Source organism: Tundrisphaera lichenicola (genome assembly GCF_051175385.1).
In the GTDB taxonomy this organism is placed as follows: domain Bacteria; phylum Planctomycetota; class Planctomycetia; order Isosphaerales; family Isosphaeraceae; genus Tundrisphaera; species Tundrisphaera lichenicola.
Genome location: NZ_CP195106.1, coordinates 6,597,993 through 6,621,358 on the forward strand (window position 1 = coordinate 6,597,993; position 23,366 = coordinate 6,621,358).

Consider the following 23,366-nt stretch of genomic DNA (forward strand, 5'->3'; position numbering starts at 1 on the left):
GAGGGTGACGAAGGAGGTGAGTGATCGGCGAATCGCAGCTCGTCCTCATCCGATCGGCCCATGATTGACCTCCGCTCTGGCAAACACCCCCATCTGGGTCGGCGAGCCGAGGGCCTCATCTTCCGGCCCAACCGGGAGGAAGCGGACCGAGTATCCGAACCGACCGGCGACTCCTTCGGCCCAGGCCCGGAACTCGGCTCGGGTCCACTCGAAGCGGTGGTCGGGATGCCGGAGCTTGTCGGGTCCCACGTTCTCCCAGGTCACGTTGTATTCCCGGTTGGGCGTGGTCAGCACGATGGTCGAGGGCCGGGCGAATTCGAACAGGACTCGCTCGAAGGACGCCAGCCGGGGCGGGTCGAGATGCTCGACGACCTCGACCACGGCAGCGGCGTCGAAGCCTTCCAGCCTCCGATCCCGGTACATCAACGAGCCGTGGATCAGCTTGATCCGGCTCGCCTGATTCTCGGACATTCGGTCGAGCTTGAGCCGTTCGCTCGCGACTTCGAGCGTGCGGATCGAGACGTCCATCCCGACGATCTGCTCGAACTGGCGGTCCTTGAGCAGGCTCCGGAGGAGTTTCCCCTCGCCGCAACCGAGGTCGAGGACCTTCCGGGCTCCCGACCCTCGGAGGGAAGCGAGGACCGCCCCCTGGCGCTGCTCGTTCAGGCTGAAGGGACGCTCCAGGACCTCCTCGGGCTCGTCGATCGGGGGTCGATCCGCCTCGGCATCGGTCGGCTGCTCCTCGGCGACCAGTCGGGCCAGGGCCTCCCGGTAGAGACTCGCGCGGGATTTCAGATACCTCCGCGCGATCTCATCGCGCAGGGGGTGGGCCCCTAGCCAGCCCCGGCCCTTCTTCAGGAGCTTTTCCAGCTCGTCGTCGCCGACGAAGTAGTGCTTCTTGTTGTCGAAGACCGGGATCAGGACATAAAGGTGCGTCAGGATTTCCGAGAGGGTCCCGACCTTCGAAACCGTCACCGAGTGGTAGTGGCTCTCGCCCCAGTCGGGGAACCGCTCGTCGAGCGGTTTCCGTTCCGACTCGACCGCGTATCCCAGCGGCTCGAAGACCGCCTTCAAGAAATCCTCGCCGCCCCGGACCGCCAGCACATCCAGCCGGACCGAGAGGGGCATGGGGGTCGTCGCCAGTTCGCTCCGCCCGTCGCAGCGACCCTGGAGGGCCGACCGGAAGACCTGCGAGATTGCCACGCTCAGGAACGACGAGGCGACATAAGCCCGGTCGTTGACGTACTGCGAGAGTAGTCCCTCGCCCGAGCCCTTACCCCGGACGATCCCCACCGGGTCGACTTCCAGGAGCAGGCAGGCGGAGCACCGATCGTCCGAAACCTCGGGGTAGAAGACATGGGCCTTGCCGAAGCTGAGATCGAAGCTCTGGAATCGCCCGGGATGCTTGTGCAGCAGGTAACCGAGGTCGGTGGCCGGCCGGTGAGTCGTCGTGATCGTCAGCAGCATCGAGACGGCCTCGACGGGATTCGGGAGCCGGGCCACGTCGCCGCCCCGGCCTCGCCTACTTCTGAGTGAAGCTAGGACGAGGTGATGATGATAATCGCAGACAGGACGCGAGTCATCCAGGTTCGGATCGATCCGCGCGAGAGCCCGCCGGGGCGGCCCCTCGGCATCGAGGGAACGCATCCCGACGGGCTCGGTGATTCCTGGATGACTCGAAGAAGACTCAGGCGTCGATCTTGTCCGCCATCCCCCCGGAGACGAGGGCCTTGACCATCTCGTTCGAGTAAAAGTCGTGGGGGAAGCCCAGCCTGATCCGGCTGGCCTGGTCCAGGCGGGCCAGTTGTGCCTCCTCCAGTTTCAGGTCGAGGCAGGCGAGGTTGTCGCGGAACTGTTCGAGCCGACGGGCCCCGACGATCGGGATGATCGGCACGGGCCGATGTCGGAGCCAGGCCAGGGCGACCTGCGCGGGGGATCGGCCGACCTCCCTGGCAATCGCCAGGACCTCGGCCACCACCTGCTCGGTCTGCTCGCGAGGCTGGGCGAAGTTCTTCATCATCTCGCTGTTCATCCGGGCGTCGGCGTCGGCCTTGCCCCCGGCGTACTTACCGGTGAGAACGCCTCCGGCCAGGGGGGACCAGGCCGTCACCCCCAGGCCCATCGCCTCGGCCATCGGCAGGAGTTCACGCTCGACCGTCCGCTCGATCAGGCTGTACTCGATCTGGAGCCCGACGAAGGGGGACCAGCCCCGGAGTTCGGCCAGCGTATTGGCGCGGGCCACCGCCCAGGCGGCCATATCCGAGACCCCGGCGTGGAGGATCTTGCCCTGACGGACCAGGTCGTCGAAGGCCCGCATCACCTCCTCCAGCGGCGTCATCCGATCCCAGATGTGGAGCCAATAGAGGTCGATGTAGTCGGTCTGGAGCCGCTTCAGGCTGGCCTCGACCGACCGCATCATATTCTTCCGCTGGTTTCCTCCGGCGTTAGCGTCGGTCCCGGGCATGGCGTTGGTGTACTTGGTCGCCAGGACCGCCCGGTCACGATCCCCTTTGAGGAACTCGCCCAGCATCACCTCGCTGGTCCCGTTGGTGTAGACGTTGGCCGTGTCGATGAAGTTGCCCCCGGCCTCGAAGAAGGCGTCGAGGACCTGTCGGCTCTCGTCCTTCGACGAGCCCCAGCCCCAATCCTCGCCGAAGGTCATCGTCCCGAGGCAAAGCTCCGAGACTCGCAGGCCGGAATTCCCGAGCAGTCGATAGCGCATGATTGTTCCCCTGGAATCCATCATCAGAACATACGATTTTTTCTAAATACAGCAAGAGTGTCCCGGGACCATTGCAAGCCCGTCAAGCCAAGCCGAGGGGACCCTCACCCGGCCTTCGGCCACCCTCTCCCGGGGGGAGAGGGAATCGTCTGGCTCCCTCTCCCCCGAGCGATCGCGTAAAAATACCCAAATATTATCAACTAATGCCAGGCATCACCAGCCCGAGCCCGCCGCTGGCCTCGACGTACTGTCCGGTCATCCAGCCCGAGTCGGGCGAGGCCAGCAACGAGGCGGCGTTGGCGATGTCCTCGACCTCGCCCAGGCGACCCATCGCGGTCATGGCGGCGAAGGCCCGCGTCAGTTGGGGATTCTCGCGCATCCCGGCATTCAGGTCGGTGGACGTCAGGCCAGGCGCGAGCGTGTTGACGGTGATCCCTCGCTTGCCGAGTTGCGCCGCCAGCCCCACGGTGAAGTTGTCCAGCGCGGCCTTGGTCATGCAGTAGGGCAGGAAATCCGGCATCGGGTTGCGCGATAGGTTCGACGAGACGTTGATGATCCGGCCGCCATCCCTCAGGCGGGGCAGGGCATGCTGAGTCACGAAGAACGGCCCTTTCACGTTGACCGCGAACACCCGGTCGAAGTCGGCCTCGGTCGCCGATTCGACGGAGCGGCCGTCGGCCACCCCCGCATTGTTGACCAGGATGTCGAACCCGCGATCCTGGCGACGAGCGGTCAACTCCGCGTCCAGGGTCTCGAAGAAGCGGCCCAGCTCCGCCATCGAGCCGACGTCGGCCTGGATCGAGAACGCCTCGCCTCCCGCCGATTCGATCTCGCGGACCACTTCGCCCGCCGCATCGGAGTTGGTCCGGTAGTTCACGCAGACCAGGGCCCCGTCGCGGGCCAGCCGGAGCGCGATGGCCCGACCGATACCACGAGACGACCCGGTCACGACGGCGACTTTTCCATCGAGGCTCATGGGGACTCCTTTGACTCTGTGCGCAGTCTCCCCGGGCCCGGCCACGCACGACATGGCCAGGCAATCCCGAGGCTTCTTGAACCGATCGATCCGCTACTTCGGGTCGCCCTCGTCACCCCGACCGGCCAGGCGCCGGACGATCCGACCGAGGGCGCAGATCTCGTCAGGTCCGAGTCGCCGGAGCCGCCCTCCCATGGCGATCCCCAGCGCCTCCCGGCCCCGACGGAGGGCCTCCTCTCCCGGGGCGGTCACGACCAGCCGGAACTTTCGCAAGTCCCCCGGCTCGGCCCGACGTTCCAGGAAGTCCTTCGCCTCCAACTGCTTGATCAGGTACGTCACCGTCGGCGGGGGGAGGTGCGTCCTCCGGGCCAGTTCGGCCGGGAACGGATGGTCCCCGACCACATCCAGCAGGAAATACGCCTTGGGAGACAGCCCCAGGGCCTCCAGGGCGGGGGCCGAGTCGTTCATGACGGACTCGATCACCTCCCAGATCCCCCCCAGGATCGCGCTGGCCTCCGACCCGTCCTCTCCGCTCGCTGACATGATAGGCTTGCCCTGTTCCGAAGTCAAATAGTTCAACAGTGGAATTATATCGTCGGACCGGTCCTCAGAATCCCCTTGAAATCCGGACGTCCAAGCTATATCCTTCAAAGCGAATGAACAAGACACGGACCTCAACCCCTGGCCTCGACGAGTCGACCCGGCTGCTCGCCGCGTTCGCCGACCCGGTCCGGCTCCGCCTCCTGAGCCTCCTGAACGGCGATCGGGAGGAGGTCTGCGTCTGTCACCTCCACGGCGCGCTCGAACTCCCGCAACCGACCGTCTCCCGACACCTGGCCTACCTCCGCAAGCATGGCCTGGTGGCCGGCCGAAAGGAAGGGCTCTGGGTCCACTATAGCCTGGCCCGGCCCCGGTCGGGACTCCATCGGATCCTCCTGGGCTGCCTGGGGCCGACCCTGGGCGACCCGGAAATCTTCGATCGGGACCGTCGACGACTCGAAGTCCTGGCGGGATGCTGCGACAGGCCTTGAATCGGACTTTTTTTGCTCGCCTATATTCGCCTGATCCCATATAAGGTTTCGATTCACGAGGAGTCATTCCCGATGGATGCCGGAGCCGTCACCTGCCACCCCCGGATCTCGGGCCGACTGTCGTTCCTGGACCGCTACCTGACGCTCTGGATTTTTTCGGCGATGGCGCTCGGGGTCCTGCTGGGGAACGTCGCCCCCGGCCTGGTCGGGTCGATCACGGGGCTGAGCGTCGGCACGACCTCGATCCCGATCGCCCTCGGCTTGATCCTGATGATGTACCCTCCGCTGGCCAAGGTGAGATACGAGGAGCTGGGCCGGGTCTTCCGCGACACGAAGATCCTGGCGCTCTCGCTGGTCCAGAACTGGGTGATCGGGCCGATCCTGATGTTCGGCCTGGCCCTGGCCTTCCTCGGCGATCGGCCCGAGTACGCCATCGGGCTCATCCTGATCGGCCTGGCCCGTTGTATCGCCATGGTCATCGTCTGGAACGACCTGGCCCGGGGCGATGCGGAGTACGCCGCCGGCCTGGTCGCACTCAACAGCATCTTCCAGGTGTTCGCCTACTCGGGCTATGCCTACGTCTTCATCAAGGTCCTCCCGCCGATCCTGGGTTACTCCTTCGGCCAGGTGGACCTCTCCGGGATCACGATGGGTTCGATCGCCGGGAGTGTCCTCGTGTACCTGGGAATTCCATTCCTGGCCGGCATGATCACGCGACTGGTCCTGGTCCGGTCCCGGGGCCGGGACTGGTACGAGCGGCGGTTCATCCCGGCGATCAGCCCGCTGACCCTCCTGGCGCTCCTGTTCACGATCGTGGTGATGTTCTCGCTTCAAGGGGAGAGCATCATCCGGATTCCGCTGGACGTCCTCCGGATCGCGGTCCCGCTGCTGATCTATTTCGTGGTCATGTTCCTGGCCTCTTTCTGGATGGGCCGAAGGCTCGGGGCCGACTATTCGAAGACAGCCACGCTCTCGTTCACGGCGGCGAGCAACAACTTCGAGCTTGCGATCGCCGTGGCCGTGGCCGTCTTCGGCATCAACTCGGGTGCGGCCTTCGCCGCCGTGATCGGGCCGCTGGTCGAGGTCCCCGTCCTGATCGGCCTGGTCAATGTCGCGCTTTATTTCCAGGGACGTTTCTTCCGCGACGGTTCGACGCAACCCCCCGATTCCGTCCCGGTCCCTTGAGGAGATTGCCCGCCGATGTCGTTCCGTCTTCCCTTGTTCGTCGCCACCTCGGCCATCCTGCTGACACCATTCGCCGGGGTCCGGGCCGGAGATGACGCGGGTCCTCTGGCCCGGTCGCTCTGGCTGGTCCAGCGATTCGGGACCGCCGAGTCGGTCTCGCCGCGTCACGACCAGAAGCTCAAGGGTCAGCTCGCCAAGGCCCTCGGCAAGCAGGGCATCCTCGATACCTCGGGAGTCCAGGGACTCATGGAACGATCGACCTTCGACAAGCTCGCTGGTGGCGACGGGAAACTCGAACCCTCCGAGGTCCGGGAGATCCTCGACGCCGACCAGCCGGAATCGCGCAAGCAACTGTCCCCGGCGATCCGGGATCATGCCGAACTCCTCACGACTTCGTTCGACCTGATTGACGAGCCTCACCGAGAGGCGGGAGAGAAGCTGGCCGCCTGGATCTCCGAGAATTTCAGGCCGGGCCAACCGCTCCACGTCACGGCCGTCTGCACCGGCAATAGCCGGCGGAGCATCATGACGTCGACAATGGGGAACATCGCCGCGGCCTATTACGGGATGCCCGAGATCCGCTTCCACAGCGGGGGGACCGCCCCGTCCGCCTTCAATCGTCGGACCATCGCCTCGTTGAAGGGGATCGGCGTGGTGATCGAGCCGACCGGCGAAGAGGCCCCCCGGGGCGAGCCCCAGACGGCCAACCCCATCTACAAGGTCCGATGGGGACAGGACGGAGGGTCGGCCCTGGAATCGACCGAGTTCTCCAAGACCTACTTCGACCCCTCCAATCCCCAGACGGGGTTCGCCGCCTTGATGGTCTGCGGCGAGGCCGACGCCGCCTGCCCGTTCGTCAAAGGGGCGGCCCTCCGGGTCTCGATGCCCTATCTGGACCCCAAAATTTACGACGATAGCCGGTTCGAAACGACCAAGTACGACGAGCGCCGGGACGACATCGGTCGCCTCATGCTGAGCGTGATGATGCAGGTCCGGAACCGTCAGGCGCATCCTTGACCGACCCAGGTTTCCATCGGGGAGGCACCACCATGTCCGAGTTGATTACCGATGCCGTGAAGTCGAAGTATGGCTCGGTCGCCGTCAGCGGATTGTCGACCGAGCAAGAGGGGGTCAAGGCGGTGGCCGAGGCCTTCGGCTATTCGCCCGAGGAGTTGGCCTCGATCCCGGCCGAGGCGAACATGGGGCTCTCGTGCGGGAACCCCACCGCCACCGCCAATCTCCGCGAAGGCGAGTCCGTCGTGGACCTGGGGAGCGGCGGGGGGCTCGACGTCTTCCTGGCCGCACGGAAGATCGGGCCGACCGGCCGAGCGATCGGGATCGACATGACGCCCGAGATGCTCGAACTGGCCCGGAAGAACGCCGAGAAGGCTGGCCTGACGAACGTCGAGTTTTACCAGTCGACGATCGACAAACTCCCCCTGGCCGAAGGCTCGGTCGACTGCGTCATCTCAAACTGCGTGATCAACCTCGCCCCCGACAAGCCGGCCGTCTTCCGCGAGATCGCCCGGGTCCTCAAGCCGGGCGGTCGACTGGCGGTCAGCGACATCGCCCTGAAGCGGGAGTTGCCGCCCGAGCTGGGGAATGACCTGATGGCTTACGTCGGATGCATCGCCGGTGCGATCCCGATCGAGGAGTATCGTCAAGGGCTGATCGACGCGGGATTCGCCGCAGTCGAGGTCATCGACGACGGTTCCGACCTGAACGCCTACGCCAAGGTCGAGAACCAGGCGGCCTGCTGCCCGCCCCCGGCGGCCTCGGGTGGGCTGGCGGTCGTCGACACGGGCTGCTGCTCGGTCGGGCCGGCGGCGGTCGTGGACGACGCTTTGCATGCCAGGCTGGCCGATCTCCTCCGTCGATACGATGTCAATGATTACGCCGCCGCCGTGAAGATCTACGCCATCAAGCCTCGCTAAAAACCTCCGGTCCCGAGTCGCCTCGATCGCGATCCGAATTCGACCGCAAGAATCGGATGTCGGGGATCGAGCCTCCTGGCGAGAATAGCCCGGGTGTCGGCGATCGGTCGGATCCGGGGAGAGCCTCCGATGTCAATGGTCGAGGAGGATCGGTGGTGGGACGCCGTGGTTCGTCGCGACCGGCGAGCCATCGGCGACTTCGTCTACGCCGTGAAAACCACCGGGATCTATTGCCGACCCTCCTGCGGTTCGAGGCTGCCGAATCGGGAAAATGTCGGGTTCTTCGCGATCCCCGAACAGGCCGAGCGTGCGGGTTTCCGGGCCTGCCGACGCTGCAAGCCCGACCGGAACTCCGGCCGATCACCGGTCCAGGAAGCCGTGATCCTGGCCTGTTCGATGATCGAGGAGGATCCCGAATCCCCGAGCCTGGAGCAACTGGCGAAGGGCGTCGGGCTCAGCCCTCATCACTTCCAACGGGCCTTCAAGGGGGCCGTCGGAGTGACCCCGAAAGGCTACGCCACCTCGGTCCGGACGCGTCGGCTCCGGGAGGCGTTGGGCCGGGAAGGGACCGTCACGGGCGCGATCTACGCGGCCGGTTACGGCTCGAGCGGTCGCTGTTACGAAGAGTCGGCCCGGACGCTCGGCATGACCCCCTCGGAGTTCAAGGAGGGTGCGATGGGACTGGAGATCCGCCACGCGATCGCCCGGTGTCGGCTCGGTTGGGTCCTGGTGGCGGCCACTCGCCGAGGTCTCTGCCTGGTCGAGTTCGACGACTCGCCCGAGGCGCTCCGCGATCGGGTCGCCGCCCGGTTCCCCGGGGCCGAGATCCGGGGGGAAGATCCCGAGTTCGCGGGATGGGTCGAGGCGTTGCTCTCCCGGATCGAGACCCCGGGGCCGGACCCGGAACTTCCTCTGGACATCCAGGGGACCGCGTTTCAGCGGAGAGTTTGGGAGGTCTTGCGGTCGATCTCTCCCGGATCGACCGCCACCTATTCGGACGTGGCCGATCGGATCGGATCTCCGAAGTCGGTCCGGGCCGTGGCCCGGGCGTGCGCCTCGAATGAGCTGGCCCTGGTCGTCCCCTGTCATCGGGTCGTCCGCAAGGGGGGAGACCTGAGCGGTTATCGGTGGGGCGTGGAACGGAAGCGGGAGCTCCTCGACCGCGAAGCGGATTGTACCGATCGCACGATCGAGGAGCCTTGAGCCCGCTATTGCAGGGCGAATTTGAGCGTCAACTCTTTCCCGTCGCGGAGGACCGTCACGGCCACTTCTTCGCCCCGCTTCTTCTGCTGGAGGGTGTAGGCCAGGAGTTCGGATTCCGAGAGCTTGCCGGTCTGGCCGTCGAAACCGACGATGATGTCCCCCTTCAGGAACCCCGCGTTCTTGGCGACCGCGTGGTTTCCATACTGGCCGACGTGCTCGACCCGAAAGGCCATCCCCTCCTTGGCGAGGCCCGCGCCGGCTCGGCGACTCTCGTCGAGAGCGACCAGCTTGAGGCCACCCAGGCCCATCCGCCTGAGGTCCCAGGTCGTGGCTCGCCAGGAGATGTTCCCGCGTCGCCAGCCCTCGGGGAGCTTGAGGGCCACGTCCGAGGTTGCGCCGTCGCGGCGGATCCCGGCCTTCAACGTGGCCGAGGACGGGGTATTGTGCAGGACCCACTGGACGTCGGCGATCGAGAGCAGAGGCTGCCCCGCCAGCGTCACGATCTCGTCACCGGGGCGGAGCCCCGCCGATTCCGCAATGGAGGCCGGCTCGACCCGCTCGACCTTCGCCATCTCCTTCGGGTCGAGCTTCAGGCCCAGGACCTCGGGATCGGGGTAGGGGAAGAGGACCGGGTCGGGGATCGGCTCGTCCTCCATCCGGAACACCATACGCTCGGCCTCGCGGACCTGATGACAGTGCATGCAGCTCTTGGCCGTCTTGCCTTCGTAATCGATCTGCTCCCCGTACTTGCCGGACAGGCTGGGATAGTCGCGAGGGGTTTTGTAGCGGACCTCCTGGACTTGCTTCTCCGCCAACAAGGGCTTGAAAGCCTCGTATTCCCGGTGCATCCTCAAGGCTTCTTTCATGGCCTTGCGGAGCCCTTCCAGCGAGATATCCTCGTGTTCCGGCCTCCAGGATCGCGTCCCGAATCGCCCATAAAGGGTCATGTCGGGATTCATCAGGTAGGCGGCGAAGGACTGATCGAAGTCGTGCTGGAAGGTCGCCAGGTCGATCGTGTTCGCCTTGACGATCCGGACACAGACATATTCGTCGAGCAGGTCGCGGATCACCGGATCTCGGCGAGCCACGTCATCGTCGAATTCCTGGCAAGCCTCGCAAGGGATACACCGGAAGACGACCATGATCGGCTTGCCGGACGCCCTGGCGGCCGGGATCGCCCGAGACAGGTCGTTGTAGAACCAATCCTTGGACTCCTGGAAGGCCGCACGATCGTTGCGAACCTTGGTGTCTCGATCCTGGGCCAGGCTCTCCGACGCAACCAGGAGGAGCCCGAGGAAGGGAAGCCACTTGAGCATTGGGGGGATCTCCCGATGAGTGGTGGTCGCTCGTCCGCGCATCCTAACCCGAGGCGTTACGGGAGGAAACCCTCAAGCCAACCCCATCCCCACTTCAGCGCACCTCATCCGGCCGGTCCGGGACGAAGAGGGCCTGACCGAACCGGCCCGCACCGAAAGACGAGATCGCCCTCCGAGCCTCGTCGCCGCGGAGGAACTCATCGAACAGCCGGGCCTCGCGGACGTGGACCCCGGGATGCGCCTCGGAGTTGACCACGATGACGTGGTAGCGATTCTCGAGGAGGGGGTCGCCTTCGCCCAGGATGACCAGCTCGAGCGAATCGCGCTGGCTCAGGAAGGTGGCCCGGTCGGCCAGCGTGTAGGCCCGCTCCTGGTCGGCCATCCGGAGGACCTGGGCCATTCCCGACCCCGCCCGGACATACCAGTCCCCATTCGGCTCGATCTTCGAGGACTTCCAGACCAGGCGTTCCTTCGCGTGAGTCCCCGAATCGTCGCCTCGCGAGATGAAGCTCGATCCCCGCTCGGCGATCCGGCGGAATGCCTCCGCGATCGAGGCCACGCCTCGGACCTGCGCGGGGTCGGTCGAGGGGCCGACCAGCACGAAATCGTTGTGCATCAAGGCCCGGCGACTCTCCCCGAATCCTTCGGCCATGAATCGTTCTTCGAGTTCGGGAGCATGGGACAGGATCACGTCGGCGTCCCCTTTCCGCCCGAGTTGCAAGGCCTGCCCGCTCCCGACGGCCACCACTTTCACCTCGATGCCGGTCCGTTCGCGGAACATCGGGAGCAGGACATCGAGCAGGCCGCTGTCTCGCGTACTCGTGGTGGTCGCCAGGGTGACCGAAGGGGTCTCGCCCCCCCCGCAGCCCGCCCCGAGCAAGGCCATCGGCAGGAGGAGCAGGAGGTGAATTCGGATGTTCGGCATCGGCAGATCCTCAATAAATCATCTCGCCCCGCACGAATGCGGCGGTCCGGGGGTCGGCGGGATTCTCAAAAAATGTCCCGGTCGTGGCCAGTTCGATCAGGCTCCCGTCCAGGAGCAGGCCGACCCTCCGAGCGACCCGCCTGGCCTGGAAGAGGTTGTGGGTGGCCCAGACCACCGTCGTCCCTCGAACTTGATGATCTTCGAGAATGGTCCGCTCGACCAGCGCGACGTGGGCGGGGTCGAGGTGGGCGGTCGGCTCGTCCAGCAGGAGGATTTCGGGGCCGATCACCAGCGATCGGGCCAGGCTCACCAGCTGGACCTGCCCCCCCGACAGGCTCCGGGCCGACTGATCGGCGATCCCGGTCAGTCCGAGGCGATCCATCAGGACGCTTGTCCGTTCCGAAGGCCCACGATGGCCTCGGAGCCGGAGGCCGTACTCGACATTGAACCGGACCGACCCGGTCAGGAGGCGAGGGGCCTGGAATACCATCGAGATCCGTCGACGAGACGCCAGGTCGAGCCCCCGAGCGATCGACGAATGGCCCTCGAACCAGGCCTCGCCGTCCCCGAGCGGCTCCAGACCGGCCAGGATTCGGAGGAGGGTGCTCTTGCCCGCCCCGGTCGGGCCGAGCAGGCAGACGACCTCCCCTCGGTGGACATCCAGCTCGCCGACACGCAGGCGGAATCGGCCCCCGTAGTCCTTCCCGAGCGACCGGAGGCGATAGACCGGCGGTTCGATCATCGAAAACCCTTGCCGTCACCCAGGAGGATCAGCGCGTTGACGACCAGGGCCATCGCCAGGAGGACCCCACCCAGGGTCAGGGCGACCGCGAAATCGCCCCGGCCCGTCTCCAGGACGATGGCCGTCGTCAGGACTCTGGTGTGCCCCTGGATGTTCCCGCCCACGATCAGAACGGCCCCGACCTCGGAGAAGCTCCGTCCCAGGGCGGTCGCCACCGCCAGTGCGATCCCGCTTCGCGCCTCCCGGAGCACGACCCATCGGGCCTGCCAGGGGCTCGCCCCCAGCCCCTCGACCTGGAGGATCAGATCGGGGGGGACCGCCTGAACCGAAGCGAGCGTGATCCCGACGACGAACGGCAAGGCCAGGATCGTCTGGGCCAGGACCATCGCCCGAGGGGTGAACAGCCAGCCGAGCGAACCGAGCGGACCCGTCCGAGAGAGGAGCAGATAGAGGAGGAGTCCGACCACGACCGGGGGGAGCGACATCCCGGTCCGGGAGAGCAGGGAGGCCCACGCCCCGACCCGCCCCCGACCCAGCCCCGCCCAGGCTCCCAGGGGGATCCCGACGACCGAACTCGCCAGGACCGCCATCGCCGAGACCTGCATGCTGAGCAGGATGATCGCCCCGATCTCGACGCTCCCCCGCATTGTGAGATCTCCCTCGCCGTCCACACCCCCAAGCCGATCGAGGAGCATCACTATAGCACAAACGGAGCGTCAATCGCCGAGCAGGACCGACCCTTGAGCCCCTCGACACTATTGCATAAGCCCTATGCGCAACGGCATGTTAATGGCCAGGCTGGCCGTGCGAGCCGCCGTCGAGGGCCGATTCCCGATGAAACCATGATCCCGCTCGTCTATCATCCGCGATACAATTTCACCGCGTTCGGCCTGGAGCGGCGGCATCCATTCGACGGTCGCAAGTACCTTCGGATTCACGACGCCTTGATCGTCCGGGGCCTTCGTCATCGGAAGGACTTCATACGACCTCGCCCGGCCGGCCGGGACGACCTTCGAACCATCCACACCGACGCGTACCTCCGATCATTGCGGACCCCGAAGACCCTGGCGCAGATCGTCGAGGTGCCCGTCGTCCGCCGCCTCCCAGCCTGGGTGATCAACGGGCTCATCCTACATCCCATGCGACTGGCGGCGGGCGGTACGGCCCTCGCGTGCCAACTGGCCCTGGAGAGTGGAATCGCCATCAATCTCGGTGGCGGCTTCCACCATGCGGCCTCGGGATGGGGTGGCGGCTTCTGCGTGTACGCCGACGTGCCTTTGGCGGTGAAGTCGCTCCATGATGAGGGGAAACTCGAACGGGTGCTCGTCGTCGACCTGGACGCCCATCAGGGCAACGGTACGGCCGCAATCTTTCGAGACTGGGACTGGGCGGCCATCTACGACCTCTTCGAACTTGACATCTTCCCGGCCCACAAGGAATCGGAAGACTTTCCCATACCCGTCGGCCCGGATCTCTCGGGCGACGAATACCTGGAAATTGTCCGGGGCACACTGCCAGCGGCCCTCGATACCGTCCGGCCCGATCTGGTGGTTTATAACGCGGGATCCGATCCATACGTCGGCGACCAGCTGGCCCGATATCGCCTCACGGCGGGCGACCTGGCCGAGCGAGACCTGTCGGTCGTCACCGAAGTCCGGGAGCGTGGGATCCCGCTGGCCATGGTCCTCTCGGGCGGCTACTCGGCCGAATCCTGGAAGCTCCACGCCGACTCCATCGAGGGGATTCTCACTCGGTTCGATCGAGGCTGAGTGCGGGATCGGACGATCGATGACACTACGCCCGGCCCCGGAGCATGCCGTGCCAGTAGAGCGCCGGGAGCCCGTACTTCTTCAGGAGGTACATGCTCCTTCGCTCCTTCGACTGGTCGAACGGGAAGGTTTCCTTGGGTTTCTTGTCGTAGTCGAACTCGGCGAGGACGAGCTTGCCGTATCCGGTCACCAGCGGGCAGGACGTATAGCCGTCATACCGGGCCGTCGGCGACTCGCCCCGGATGGCCGAGATCAGGTTCCGGACGACGACGGGGGCCTGCTTGCGGATGGCCGCACCGGTCTTCGAGGTCGGCAGGTTGCTGGCATCCCCCAGGCCGAAGACGTTGGGGTAGCGGGAGTGCCGCAATGTGTCCCGATCCAGCTCGACCCAGCCGGTCGAGTCGGCCAGAGGGCTCTGCTTGATGAAGTCCGGGGCGCTCATCGGGGGCGTGACGTGGATCATGTCGTAGGGGATCGTCACCTCGTCCCCCGGGCCTTTCCGGCGGAAGACCGCCTCCTTCGACCCGGGCCGGATCGCGATCAGGTCGTGCTCGAAGTGGGTCTCGATCCCCTTCCGAGCGATGACCCGCTCCAGGCTCGCCGCGTATTTCGGGACGGCGAAGATCGACCCGAGCGCCGAGGCGAAGACCACCCGGGAACGGTCACGTACCCCCGACCGGAGGAAGTAGTCGTCTGCCAGATACATGATCTTCTGGGGAGCCCCCCCGCATTTGACCGGCGTGCCCGGATTGGTGAAGATCGCCGTGCCGCCCCGGAAGTTGCGGAGGCAATCCCAGGTATAGTCCACGGTCCGATAGTCGTAGTTGCTGCAAATCCCCTGGGTTCCGAGGTTTTCCCGGAGGCCCTCGACCTTCCCCCAGTCGATCTGGATGCCCGGCGCAACGACCAGGTAGTCGTAGCCGATCGACTCGCCCGACCGGGTTGTCACCAGGTTGTCATCCGGGCGAAACTCCTCCGCAGAGTCCCGGACCCAGGTCGTCCCCTTCGGGATGAAGTCGGCCTCCTCCCGCTCGCTGGCCTGCTTGGGGAAGACGCCGGCGCCGACCAGCGTCCAGAGCGGTTGGTAATAGTGCTTGGCCGAGGGCTCGATCAGCGTGATTTCGCACGGATGCTTCAGCTTGCGAGTCAGCTGGGCGGCGACGGTGATCCCCGCCGTACCGCCACCGACGATGACGATCCGGGGGCGTGCGATCTCGGCCATCATGACGACTCCTGGGCCCGCTCGGCAGGCTCCGCTACGGGCGGTCCGGCGCAACTTCTCAAGGTTTCTCGGCCCCGATCGGGCTCTCGGGCGGGAGTACCTGCGATCGGACGACCGGGGGCAGATCCAGGGCGACCACTCGTCCGCCCGCCGGGGCCGGCAAGGGGGAATGTTCCGCCAGATATTGACGGACCGCCTGGTGGGCGTCCAGTCCCAGCACTCGGGGATCCCGAACATTCGGGATCCGGCAGAGCTTGTCCGGGTCGTCCCCCTCGCGCTCGCAGGCGACCAGGGAATAGGCCCGGTCGTCCTCCAGCGGCTCGCCATGGACCCGTATCTCGCGGACCCGATGCCCCTGGGGGGCGTGGGCTACGAACTGCAGGGTCATCCCCGAGGGACGGGGCAGCCAGCCGCCGAAGAGTTTGGTCGGGTCTTCGGCGAAGACGTGCTCCAGCTCGCGCTCCCAGAACGCCCGCAATTGTCGGCCCGTGACCTGGCCCACCTTCAGCTTCGTCGTGATCGGATACCAGTCCCAGAGGTCGGACTCCCGGATCGGCCCGGCGACCAGGGGCGGCGAAAACCGGAACCCGTTGGACAGGCCGATCTCGGTCCCGGCCGCCTCCCGGAGGGCGTCCGAGAGCACGTCGTCGAGGCTGGTCTCCACCACATTGTACCGCATCAGCGGGGTTTCCGAGCGGCCGATGATCTTGTCGAGTCCGCCCCGGATCGGGGCCAGGGTCTGCTCGACCACCCGCTCGACCGCCGGGTCCTCGGCGAATCGGTCGGCCCGCAACTCCACGAGTTCCCACCGACGATCGACGATCTTACCGTCCTCGAAGGCGAAGTCCAGCCGCCCCAGGAACGAGCCGAAGCTGCCGGGCTCGACCACCCAGGTCTCGCCGCGGACGATCGGCTCGTAGGTCCGCTCGTGGGTATCGCCCGAGAGGACGAAATCCACCCCCTTGAGGGTCTCGGCCAGTCGGATCGACTTGGGAAGGCCGATGTGGGTCAGGAGGACGACGACATCCACCTCCTGCTTCCCCCGAAGCTCGTCGATCAGGGGCGGGAGCACCTCGGCCCCGTCGAAAGCGAGGCCCTGGCTGTAGCTCGGCGGCTGACGCTCGGGCACGTCGGGGTCGGTGTAGCCGATCACGCCGATCCGGACCCCGCCCACCTCCTTGATCAGGTAGGGCGGGAAGACGAGCCGCTTCGAGGCCGCATCCCGCAGGTTGGCGGCGATCAGTGGGTGGTGAAACTCCCCGGCCCTATCCTCCAGGACCTTCCCCCCGTAGACGACCTCCCAGTTGCCGGGGATGCCCAGGTCGAGCTTCAGGGCATTCATCGGCGGGACGACTGCCTTCCCCTCGGTCCAGGCGGCGGCCGCCGAACCCTGGATCGTGTCGCCGGCGTCCATGAATAGGACCCGGCCCGGTCGCTCCTTACGGATGACGTCGACCGCCGAGGCGATCCGGGAAACCCCGCCCGCCATGACTGTCTCGTCCCGGCCTCCGCGCCAGAAGAACTCGGCGTGCGGCTCCAGCTGGGCGTGGAGGTCGGCAATGTAGACCAGCGAGATCGGCTCGGGACCGTCCGAGGCCTCGGCCAGCCGGGGCAGCCCCCCTAGGGCAGCGAACAGGCCACAAACAATCCACATGATTCGACGAATCATGGACATCAAAACTCCTCCCTTGGGAATCGCCCTCGAGTTCAAGCCTTCACCATCGGCAGTCCGGCAGCCTTCCAGGCACTCATGCCGCCCAGCACGTTGGTGACATCGCGATAGCCTTCCCGCTTCAGGAACGAGGAGGCGATCGACGCCCGGTAGCCCGAGCCGCAGACCACGGCCACCGGACGGTCTCGGGGGACCTCCGTCATCCGTTCCTGGAGCTTCCCCCCGTGGATGTGCAAGGCCCCTTCGATGTGCCCCGAGCCCCATTCCGAGTCCGTCCGCACGTCGAGCACGAACGGACGCCCGGACTCCTTCTTGAGCCGCTCGTCGAGTTCGTGGACCGAGATGGTCTCCAGTCGCCCCAGCTCGTAGCCGTGGGTCTCCCACTCGGCCAGCCCGCCCTCGAGGTAGCCCTGGACCTCGTCGAACCCGACCCTCAGCAGGTGGGTGACCACCTCGGCGACGTCGGCGGGGTCATCCGGGACGATCAGGATCGGGCGGTCGTACGGCAGGACCCAGCCGGCCCAGGTCGGCAGGTTGTGCCCCAGCGGGATGTTGATCGATCCGGGGATGTGGGCGGCCGCGAACGCCTCCTTGGGGCGGACGTCCAGCACCAGGCAGTGGTCGCAGACCCGCTCGTGGACCTCCCTGGCCGCGAATCTCTTCTGCCCCCGGAGTTCGGGGCCGAGGGCCCGGGGACCCTCGGCGTTCACCTTCTTCATCCTCCGGAAGTACGGCGGGGCGATCGGCATCCCGTCCAGGAGGGTGGCCACCCACTCGGGCTCCTCGCGACGCTGGAGGGCCCCGCTGAACCGCCGCTCGTAACCGAGGCTGGAACTCCCGCGTGAGCCGATCGCCTTGCCGCAGAGAGATCCGGCCCCGTGGGCCGGGTAGACTTCGGTGAAGTCGGGCAGCCCCGGCAGGACCCCGAAGACGCTCTCGTACAACTGATGGGCCAGCTTCTTGCGGGCCTCTTCACCCAGGAGGTCGGGGCGTCCCACGTCGCCGACGAACAGGAAGTCGCCCGAGAAGATCAGCCAGGGGGTCGTCTTGCTCCGGGAATCATCGAAGAGTGCCCACGAGACGTGCTCGGGGGTGTGGCCGGGCGTGTGGATCGCCTTCAGTCGCACCGTCCCCAGGTCGACCTCGTCGCCATCCTCCACCACCCGGTCGGCATACGGCGGGGTCCACTCCGGCCCGCCCATCCCGGACACGACCACCTGGAGATCGTCGCCCAGTCGGGACTTCAACTCCGCCGAACCGCTGACGAAATCCGCGTGGACGTGGGTCTCCAGGACGTGCGTGATCCGGAGCCCCTCACGCTTGGCGATCTCCAGGAAATCGCCCACGTCGCGGGTCGGGTCGATGACGGCGCACTGCTTGGACTTCTCATCCCCGACCATGTAGCTATAAATTGCCAGGCCGGGCACGAACCGCTGATGAAAGAACATCGCTATCCTCCTGCCTCAGTTGAGGCTCTTGGCCACGATGAAGGCCGCCACGGCGACCATCGCCGCGGCGAATATCTTCTGGAGTCCGGGGCCTCCCAGCCGACGACCCGCCAGGGTCCCGAGTTCCATCCCGGCGATCCCGCCGACCACGAACAACCCGGTCAACGCCAGGGGCAGGGGGCGTCCGGCAACGACGTTCGACGCGACACCCGAGGCGCTCACCAGGGCGATGATCAACAATGAGGTGGCCACCGCCCGATGGATCCCCATCCCGGTGACCAGGACCAGAGCCGGGACGATCACGAAGCCGCCCCCGACCCCGAAAAGGCCCGAGAGGACCCCCGCCAGGATCCCGGTCACGACCAGGACGGCGAAGCACCGCGAGGTGATCCGGAGTTGCCCGCTCGGGTCACGCCGACAGGCGGGGCCCGGCTCCTCGGGAGCCTTCCCGGAACTGGCTCGGATCGCCCGGGTCTGGTCCGGTTGACGTTGGGCCTGGATCCACATCCGCACGGCGACGACGACCATCAACGCGGCAAACAGGCCCAGCAAGATCCCTCCGGGAACCAGGCCACCGATCGAGGAACCCACCGGCGCGCCCAGCATCCCGGCGACGGCGAAAAGTAGCCCCGTCCGGACCTCGACCTCGCCCCGGGCCAATCGCCGAACCCCTCCGATCAGGGCCGTCGCCCCGACCGCCGCCAGCGAGACCCCGATCGCCTCGTGGGGAAGCACGCCCAGGCCGTAGACCAGCAACGGCACCGCGAAGATCGACCCACCACCGCCGGTCAGCCCCAGCGAGAAGCCCACAAACGCCCCGAAGGCCAGGCCCAACGCCGTCTGCCAACCGCCCGGAAGATCCGGCGAAACGGCGAAGAGGACCAACTGCACGACCGGCCCGGGAATCGCCAACAGGAACGGACCCCCGATGGAAAGCACGAGATCCTTCATCGCCTCCCTCCCACTCGCGATGAATTCCCCGCAATCGCACGGGGCAACCCAAGCAACTTCCCGAGCCCAACTATATTCCTTTTTGGTTATCCAGTCAACCCACCACCCTACCGTTCCCTGATGCGACCCGGGAGCCGAGGTTCGAGTCGCCCCCATGCCGTCGGGACGGGCCGACGATCCTCCGGAGACTGAGGCAACCGGAGTACGGCGTCAATGGTGTGACGCCGGGCGCTCGCCTCGGCGCCTGGTCGGTTATCCCAGGCTCCCGGGCGCTTCTCGGCCTTGTCTGGTTCGGGTAAACTCACGGATCCAACCGATCGAGCCCGCCAGCTGGGTGCTTCACGGAGGCCCGACCCGCCAAGCGGATGGGAGGGGATCCTAGCCCGGCCTTCGGCCACCCCATCGCGGCGGTAGAGGTCTGGAGTGAGGGTGATCCACGAGCAAGCGACCCCCGCGCGATCATCCTGGGACGCCACCCCCATCCGGCCTTCGACAATATCACAAATCAACAGACTTAACGTGCATATTTACGGTTCACAAAATCACAATTAGCATGTCATGACGGAGGGGATAATCGATGGAAGGCTGGACGAGGGCACTTTTCCTCTCCCTCGGCGGCGTCCTGGGGGTCAATGCCCGCTACTGGCTGGGGCTGTGGATCAACCGATGGGGGGCCGCCCACTGGGCCACGTTCGTCATCAATATCTCCGGGTCCTTCGCCATCGGATTCCTGGCGATGGTGATGGCCCGCTGGCTGCCTCATCCCCACGTCCGGCTCATGATCCTGACCGGATTCCTCGGAGGATACACGACCTTCTCGACCCTGGCCTACGAATCGGCGCTCTTCTGGGAGCGAGGCGAGAGAGGGATGGCCCTGGCGAATCTGGGGGGGAGCCTCGTGACCGGGATCATCGCCGTCCTGCTGGGGATGGCCCTGGCTCGCGACCTCCTGATCCCGGCCTGGGAGGCGAAATTTCAGGGCGGTGGCCTGGGCATGCACTCCGGCCCCTCTCCCGAAGCCCGAAGATTGGCGGAGGACGACGAAGGCTCGCCCGATCTCGAACTGCCCCCCGACGTGGATCCGATCCCCCTGGTCGATATCGAGGAAGCCGAGGACCAGCGGGCATCGTGATCTCGACAGTTCTCGATGACTCATCCTGGAGTACCGGGGATACGATCGCGCGATCGGACGACACACTCGTCCACCCCGAGGTTGGAATTCCTCGCGAATTCCCACTCGCCCGGCCGGAAATCGGACTCCTACACTTCCAGGATCGCCGACAGCCCAAAATGGTCCGAGGCGTAAAGGGTCGGGTCTGCCTCCGACGGCCGTTCGAGGATGAGGGAGCACTCGACCACACGGATATCCGGGCTCGCGAAGATGTAGTCCAGAGTACCTCGCCAGATGTCGCTGGGGACGATCGAGAAGATCCGACAGAGGCCCGAGGCGATCGACCTTCGCACCCTCCCCCCGCTGATGAGAGGCGTGGGGCAGGTGAAGTCGGGCTCCCGACCGTGGCGAGCCCGATGAGTCGAGACGAAACTCCGACGCATCAAGTCGATGGATCGGCAGTCCGGCGTGGCGTTGTAATCGCCGCAGACGATGAAGGCGGTCCCCGGGGCGAAAGAGGCGATCCGATCGAGAACGAGTCCGACTTGCCTGACCTGCGGCCCGTGGGCCCCGACGGGCCAATAGTAATGGCCGTTGACCAGAACCAAGGCACGTCCCCCGGCCCGCACGCTGAGAAATTGGGCGGTCCTCTGCTGGCCTTGCAGGTCGAGTTGTTCGTGACCCTCGACCGGCAAGCGGCTGAGGATGGCGATCCCTTCATGCCTGCGGCCCGATCCCGCCTTGGGACAGACGTGGACCGAGTAGTCTCCGAGTTCATCGGCCAGCCAGTGGGCGGTGCTGGTGCCGAGCGGTTCGGTCACCTCCTGGAGCGCGATCAGGTCGAGCGACAGTTCGGCCAGCCCTCGGGCGAGCAGAGTCCGGCGCTCGGTCCATCGAGTCCGGTCGTTCAGCAGATTGACGGTGGCCACTCGCAGGATCGATCCCATCGAAGGGTCTGCTCCGGTTGGCTCCACGGGCCATCCGCCCGACTCGGACGAGGAGTTCCGTCGGTCTCTTCGACGCCCCCGAAGATCAGTAAGGGCCGCGAATCCGTCGCTCGACCTCGGCCCGATAGAATCCAGCCAATCGCTCGTGCAATCCCCGGTCCAGGGGCGGCAGGTCCGACACGGAGGCATTCGCCACCGCCTGCTCGGGACGACTGGCCCCGGTGATCACGACCGACACCGCATCGTGATCGAGGACCCACCGCTGCGCCATCTCCGCCATGGTCAATCCGGGGGGCACCATCGGCTTCAACGCCCCGGCCAGGTCCACGGCCTCCTCGAAGGGCAGGCCCGCGAAGGTCTCCCCGACGTTGAAAACCTGACCGTCCCGATTGTAGTTCCGGTGATCATTCTCCGGGAATCGAGTCGCCCGATCCATCCTGCCCCCCAGGACGCCGCTGGCCAGGGGCAGTCGCACGATGATGGCCACGCCCTCGGCTTGCGCCCTGGGAAAGAGGGCCTCGATCGGCTTCTGGCGGAAGGCGTTGAAGATGACCTGGAGCGAAGCGAGCCCCTCCTGCTCCAGGCAGAGAGACGCCTCCTCCATCGACTCGACGCTGGCGCCAAAATCGCGGATCAGGCCTTCACCCTTGAGCTTCCGAAGCCACTCGAAAACCTCGCCCCGACGCAGGACCTCGGTGGGAACGCAGTGCAACTGGGTCAGGTCGAGCGTCTCGACGCCGAGTCGCCTCAGCGAGTTCTCCGTGGCCGATCGAACGGCGGATTCCGTGTAGCCCTCGGGATACATCCCGCCGGCCCGACCCAGTTTCGTGGCGACGAAGATTCGCTCATGGCGTCCCTTGAGGAAGCGACCGACGAGTTCCTCGCTCCGACCGCCGCCATAGACGTCGGCGGTGTCGAGGAAGTTGACCCCGGCCTCCACGGCTGACGAGAGAATCTCCCGAGCGAGTCGGTCGTCGATGGTCCCCCAGTCGGAGCCGCCGATTTGCCAGCACCCCAGCCCAATCTCCGAGGCATGAAAGCCGGTCTTGCCGAAGAGTCGGGTCTTCATCGTTCGCCTCGTACGTTCGCGGTCTTCGAGGGTGGCTCGCCAGCAATCAGCGATCAGCCTACTTCCCAGGCCCTCCGGACGCCAGCGGCGGGCCGCCGGGGACCATAGACCAATCCGATAACTCGCTAAGGCGGGGGAGCGACTTCACCCGGTCCGGGACACTGGCCTGGACCGCGAACCCGAAGGACCTGGGAGAGAAACCAGGTGCCCGGCCAGCAAAACGTTCCAGGGCGAGCGGTCGATCGAACCCGACCAATCGTCCTTCGCGACCGCACGAACGATGGCCCGATTCGGAGGTCAGTCATGCGACCGACCCACGACTCGCTCCCGCTTTCTCGATCAGGTCGCGGAGGACCGCCTCGAAGGCCCTCATCCGATCCTCAAGGTCATCCATCCTCATCCCTCCACCCCTCGATCACGAAGCTCCCGGATCCTTCGATCCGGACATAGTTCAGTTCATCAAACCATTCGTCCAGAGAGGGGAGTTCCATCCGACCGGCCGTCCCCAGCAGACCCCGGAACGGTGCGATCCGATCTCCCGGATGTTGTCGATTTCGACGCTCGCAATCCTCAACTCGAGACTGGAAGTAATAGCCGATCACCCGAACCCCGGCCTCTCAGGAAGCCTGGTGGTAGACCTTCCGCTCCAAGCGGGACGGATTCGTATCATCCACAACGAAGGCTTGGCGAGCCTCGATGCAAGCCCGAAGGAGCCCACGTTCCCGCTGCCGAGTCTTCACCAGATCCAGGCTGAGGTGGACGTGCGTCTGAGAGTAGCGGTCCCGATAGAATGATGATTTCCCGGACCCCTGCAGCCCGACGAAGCTCAAGGCTTCCAAGGACTCGGCTCCGACTCGGGAAGACGTGGAGAGCAACGCCCGTCGAGTTGCCCAATCCCCGCCGTCCGACACAGAGACAACTGATCGAGTTTGAAATTACTGGCAAGTGCCGGATGAGGGCTCGAGGTCCGATCTCCAACACGCGGTGGAGAGCGAGGGCAAACCACCGATACTCGTCCGATCCGGCGAGTTGATCATGGAGGCCGAGGAATCGATCCGGGCCGCTGGACTTCGCCGAACGGCCGATTACACCCATACCCGGATGGAAGCCAGAGAAAGGGCCGACGAAAACCGCTATCCGCTG

At 66.0% G+C, this 23,366-nt stretch carries 21 protein-coding genes; 7 read left to right on the forward strand and 14 right to left on the reverse strand.

From position 1 onward, the window contains the following. Positions 1 to 45: 45 nt before the first annotated feature. From P12x_RS25965 to P12x_RS25980, 4 genes are all read right to left on the reverse strand, one after another. Entirely contained in the window at positions 46 to 1,467 is a 1,422-nt protein-coding gene (locus P12x_RS25965; protein ID WP_435011728.1) for a 3' terminal RNA ribose 2'-O-methyltransferase Hen1, read from the reverse strand. Positions 1,468 to 1,687: 220 nt separating this feature from the next. Beyond that, entirely contained in the window at positions 1,688 to 2,722 is a 1,035-nt protein-coding gene (locus tag P12x_RS25970) for an aldo/keto reductase (RefSeq protein ID WP_435007930.1), read from the reverse strand. Between the two features lie 196 nt (positions 2,723 to 2,918). Further along, positions 2,919 to 3,698, reverse strand: coding sequence for an SDR family oxidoreductase (locus P12x_RS25975; RefSeq protein ID WP_435007931.1), 780 nt, complete (start codon positions 3,696 to 3,698; stop codon positions 2,919 to 2,921). 93 nt (positions 3,699 to 3,791) lie between these two features. Next, entirely contained in the window at positions 3,792 to 4,241 is a 450-nt protein-coding gene (locus P12x_RS25980; protein ID WP_435007932.1) for a MarR family winged helix-turn-helix transcriptional regulator, read from the reverse strand. A 113-nt stretch (positions 4,242 to 4,354) separates the two neighbouring features. Between P12x_RS25980 and P12x_RS25985 the strand changes: the two genes are divergently transcribed. The 5 genes from P12x_RS25985 to ada all read left to right on the forward strand — a co-directional run bounded on the left by P12x_RS25985 (position 4,355) and on the right by ada (position 9,051). Continuing rightward, positions 4,355 to 4,729 (forward strand): ArsR/SmtB family transcription factor, encoded by a 375-nt coding sequence (locus P12x_RS25985; protein ID WP_435007933.1) that lies wholly within the window; start codon positions 4,355 to 4,357, stop codon positions 4,727 to 4,729. A 72-nt stretch (positions 4,730 to 4,801) separates the two neighbouring features. Then, on the forward strand, positions 4,802 to 5,914 hold the full coding sequence (arsB, locus tag P12x_RS25990) for an ACR3 family arsenite efflux transporter (protein ID WP_435007934.1): 1,113 nt from the start codon (positions 4,802 to 4,804) through the stop codon (positions 5,912 to 5,914). 15 nt (positions 5,915 to 5,929) lie between these two features. Next, positions 5,930 to 6,931, forward strand: a complete 1,002-nt coding sequence (locus P12x_RS25995; RefSeq protein ID WP_435007935.1) for a hypothetical protein — start codon at positions 5,930 to 5,932, stop codon at positions 6,929 to 6,931. Positions 6,932 to 6,963: 32 nt separating this feature from the next. Then, a complete protein-coding gene (gene arsM, locus P12x_RS26000) occupies positions 6,964 to 7,848 on the forward strand; it encodes an arsenite methyltransferase (RefSeq protein WP_435007936.1) in 885 nt (294 codons plus the stop codon). 129 nt (positions 7,849 to 7,977) lie between these two features. Then, complete coding sequence (gene ada / locus P12x_RS26005; RefSeq protein ID WP_435007937.1) at positions 7,978 to 9,051, forward strand: bifunctional DNA-binding transcriptional regulator/O6-methylguanine-DNA methyltransferase Ada; 1,074 nt, start codon at positions 7,978 to 7,980, stop codon at positions 9,049 to 9,051. 5 nt (positions 9,052 to 9,056) lie between these two features. Here ada and P12x_RS26010 read toward each other — a convergent pair whose 3' ends face one another. The 4 genes from P12x_RS26010 to P12x_RS26025 all read right to left on the reverse strand — a co-directional run bounded on the left by P12x_RS26010 (position 9,057) and on the right by P12x_RS26025 (position 12,681). After that, complete coding sequence (locus P12x_RS26010) at positions 9,057 to 10,367, reverse strand: Trx7/PDZ domain-containing (seleno)protein (protein WP_435007938.1); 1,311 nt, start codon at positions 10,365 to 10,367, stop codon at positions 9,057 to 9,059. A 94-nt stretch (positions 10,368 to 10,461) separates the two neighbouring features. Beyond that, on the reverse strand, positions 10,462 to 11,292 hold the full coding sequence (locus P12x_RS26015; RefSeq protein ID WP_435007939.1) for a substrate-binding domain-containing protein: 831 nt from the start codon (positions 11,290 to 11,292) through the stop codon (positions 10,462 to 10,464). Positions 11,293 to 11,302: 10 nt separating this feature from the next. After that, positions 11,303 to 12,034 (reverse strand): ATP-binding cassette domain-containing protein, encoded by a 732-nt coding sequence (locus P12x_RS26020; protein ID WP_435007940.1) that lies wholly within the window; start codon positions 12,032 to 12,034, stop codon positions 11,303 to 11,305. Further along, positions 12,031 to 12,681, reverse strand: a complete 651-nt coding sequence (locus P12x_RS26025; protein WP_435007941.1) for an ABC transporter permease — start codon at positions 12,679 to 12,681, stop codon at positions 12,031 to 12,033. The genes P12x_RS26020 and P12x_RS26025 overlap by 4 nt, the downstream gene beginning before the upstream one ends. Before the next feature lie 195 nt (positions 12,682 to 12,876). Here P12x_RS26025 and P12x_RS26030 point away from each other — a divergent pair, with 195 nt between their 5' ends. Then, a complete protein-coding gene (locus P12x_RS26030) occupies positions 12,877 to 13,803 on the forward strand; it encodes a histone deacetylase family protein (protein WP_435007942.1) in 927 nt (308 codons plus the stop codon). 25 nt (positions 13,804 to 13,828) lie between these two features. Here the strand turns inward: P12x_RS26030 and P12x_RS26035 are convergent, their stop codons facing one another. The 4 genes from P12x_RS26035 to P12x_RS26050 are packed head-to-tail and all read right to left on the reverse strand — an operon-like array spanning position 13,829 to position 19,096. Next, positions 13,829 to 15,028 carry an FAD/NAD(P)-binding oxidoreductase gene (locus P12x_RS26035; protein WP_435007943.1) on the reverse strand — a complete coding sequence of 400 codons (1,200 nt, stop codon included), beginning with the start codon at positions 15,026 to 15,028 and terminating at the stop codon, positions 13,829 to 13,831. Between the two features lie 55 nt (positions 15,029 to 15,083). Further along, on the reverse strand, positions 15,084 to 16,694 hold the full coding sequence (locus P12x_RS26040) for a bifunctional metallophosphatase/5'-nucleotidase (protein WP_435007944.1): 1,611 nt from the start codon (positions 16,692 to 16,694) through the stop codon (positions 15,084 to 15,086). A gap of 38 nt (positions 16,695 to 16,732) precedes the next feature. Further along, complete coding sequence (locus P12x_RS26045; RefSeq protein WP_435007945.1) at positions 16,733 to 18,145, reverse strand: MBL fold metallo-hydrolase; 1,413 nt, start codon at positions 18,143 to 18,145, stop codon at positions 16,733 to 16,735. A gap of 15 nt (positions 18,146 to 18,160) precedes the next feature. Further along, positions 18,161 to 19,096: a sulfite exporter TauE/SafE family protein gene (locus P12x_RS26050; protein WP_435007946.1), complete on the reverse strand. Its 936-nt coding sequence runs from the start codon at positions 19,094 to 19,096 to the stop codon at positions 18,161 to 18,163. 577 nt (positions 19,097 to 19,673) lie between these two features. On the opposite strand from P12x_RS26050, the gene P12x_RS26055 reads away from it, so the two are divergent. Beyond that, positions 19,674 to 20,228 (forward strand): fluoride efflux transporter FluC, encoded by a 555-nt coding sequence (locus P12x_RS26055; RefSeq protein WP_435007947.1) that lies wholly within the window; start codon positions 19,674 to 19,676, stop codon positions 20,226 to 20,228. A gap of 128 nt (positions 20,229 to 20,356) precedes the next feature. On the opposite strand, the gene P12x_RS26060 is transcribed toward P12x_RS26055, so the two are convergent. Both P12x_RS26060 and P12x_RS26065 read right to left on the reverse strand, forming a co-directional pair. Next, entirely contained in the window at positions 20,357 to 21,154 is a 798-nt protein-coding gene (locus P12x_RS26060) for an endonuclease/exonuclease/phosphatase family protein (protein WP_435007948.1), read from the reverse strand. Positions 21,155 to 21,239: 85 nt separating this feature from the next. Further along, a complete protein-coding gene (locus P12x_RS26065) occupies positions 21,240 to 22,223 on the reverse strand; it encodes an aldo/keto reductase (protein WP_435007949.1) in 984 nt (327 codons plus the stop codon). Positions 22,224 to 23,366 lie beyond the last annotated feature (1,143 nt).

Excerpts from the sequence above, each read along its gene's own strand:
- P12x_RS26030 (WP_435007942.1), top strand. The coding sequence starts at position 12,877 with ATGATCCCGCTCGTCTATCATCCGCGATACAATTTCACCGCGTTCGGC.
- P12x_RS25995 (WP_435007935.1), top strand. The coding sequence starts at position 5,930 with ATGTCGTTCCGTCTTCCCTTGTTCGTCGCCACCTCGGCCATCCTGCTG.
- P12x_RS26020 (WP_435007940.1), bottom strand. The coding sequence starts at position 12,034 with ATGATCGAACCGCCGGTCTATCGCCTCCGGTCGCTCGGGAAGGACTAC.
- P12x_RS25965 (WP_435011728.1), bottom strand. The coding sequence starts at position 1,467 with ATGCTGCTGACGATCACGACGACTCACCGGCCGGCCACCGACCTCGGT.
- P12x_RS26015 (WP_435007939.1), bottom strand. The coding sequence starts at position 11,292 with ATGCCGAACATCCGAATTCACCTCCTGCTCCTCCTGCCGATGGCCTTG.
- P12x_RS25970 (WP_435007930.1), bottom strand. The coding sequence starts at position 2,722 with ATGCGCTATCGACTGCTCGGGAATTCCGGCCTGCGAGTCTCGGAGCTT.
- arsM (WP_435007936.1), top strand. The coding sequence starts at position 6,964 with ATGTCCGAGTTGATTACCGATGCCGTGAAGTCGAAGTATGGCTCGGTC.
- P12x_RS26045 (WP_435007945.1), bottom strand. The coding sequence starts at position 18,145 with ATGTTCTTTCATCAGCGGTTCGTGCCCGGCCTGGCAATTTATAGCTAC.
- ada (WP_435007937.1), top strand. The coding sequence starts at position 7,978 with ATGTCAATGGTCGAGGAGGATCGGTGGTGGGACGCCGTGGTTCGTCGC.
- P12x_RS26035 (WP_435007943.1), bottom strand. The coding sequence starts at position 15,028 with ATGATGGCCGAGATCGCACGCCCCCGGATCGTCATCGTCGGTGGCGGT.
- P12x_RS25975 (WP_435007931.1), bottom strand. The coding sequence starts at position 3,698 with ATGAGCCTCGATGGAAAAGTCGCCGTCGTGACCGGGTCGTCTCGTGGT.
- P12x_RS25985 (WP_435007933.1), top strand. The coding sequence starts at position 4,355 with ATGAACAAGACACGGACCTCAACCCCTGGCCTCGACGAGTCGACCCGG.
- P12x_RS26040 (WP_435007944.1), bottom strand. The coding sequence starts at position 16,694 with ATGATTCGTCGAATCATGTGGATTGTTTGTGGCCTGTTCGCTGCCCTA.
- P12x_RS25980 (WP_435007932.1), bottom strand. The coding sequence starts at position 4,241 with ATGTCAGCGAGCGGAGAGGACGGGTCGGAGGCCAGCGCGATCCTGGGG.
- arsB (WP_435007934.1), top strand. The coding sequence starts at position 4,802 with ATGGATGCCGGAGCCGTCACCTGCCACCCCCGGATCTCGGGCCGACTG.
- P12x_RS26065 (WP_435007949.1), bottom strand. The coding sequence starts at position 22,223 with ATGAAGACCCGACTCTTCGGCAAGACCGGCTTTCATGCCTCGGAGATT.
- P12x_RS26010 (WP_435007938.1), bottom strand. The coding sequence starts at position 10,367 with ATGCTCAAGTGGCTTCCCTTCCTCGGGCTCCTCCTGGTTGCGTCGGAG.
- P12x_RS26060 (WP_435007948.1), bottom strand. The coding sequence starts at position 21,154 with ATGGGATCGATCCTGCGAGTGGCCACCGTCAATCTGCTGAACGACCGG.
- P12x_RS26050 (WP_435007946.1), bottom strand. The coding sequence starts at position 19,096 with ATGAAGGATCTCGTGCTTTCCATCGGGGGTCCGTTCCTGTTGGCGATT.
- P12x_RS26025 (WP_435007941.1), bottom strand. The coding sequence starts at position 12,681 with ATGCGGGGGAGCGTCGAGATCGGGGCGATCATCCTGCTCAGCATGCAG.
- P12x_RS26055 (WP_435007947.1), top strand. The coding sequence starts at position 19,674 with ATGGAAGGCTGGACGAGGGCACTTTTCCTCTCCCTCGGCGGCGTCCTG.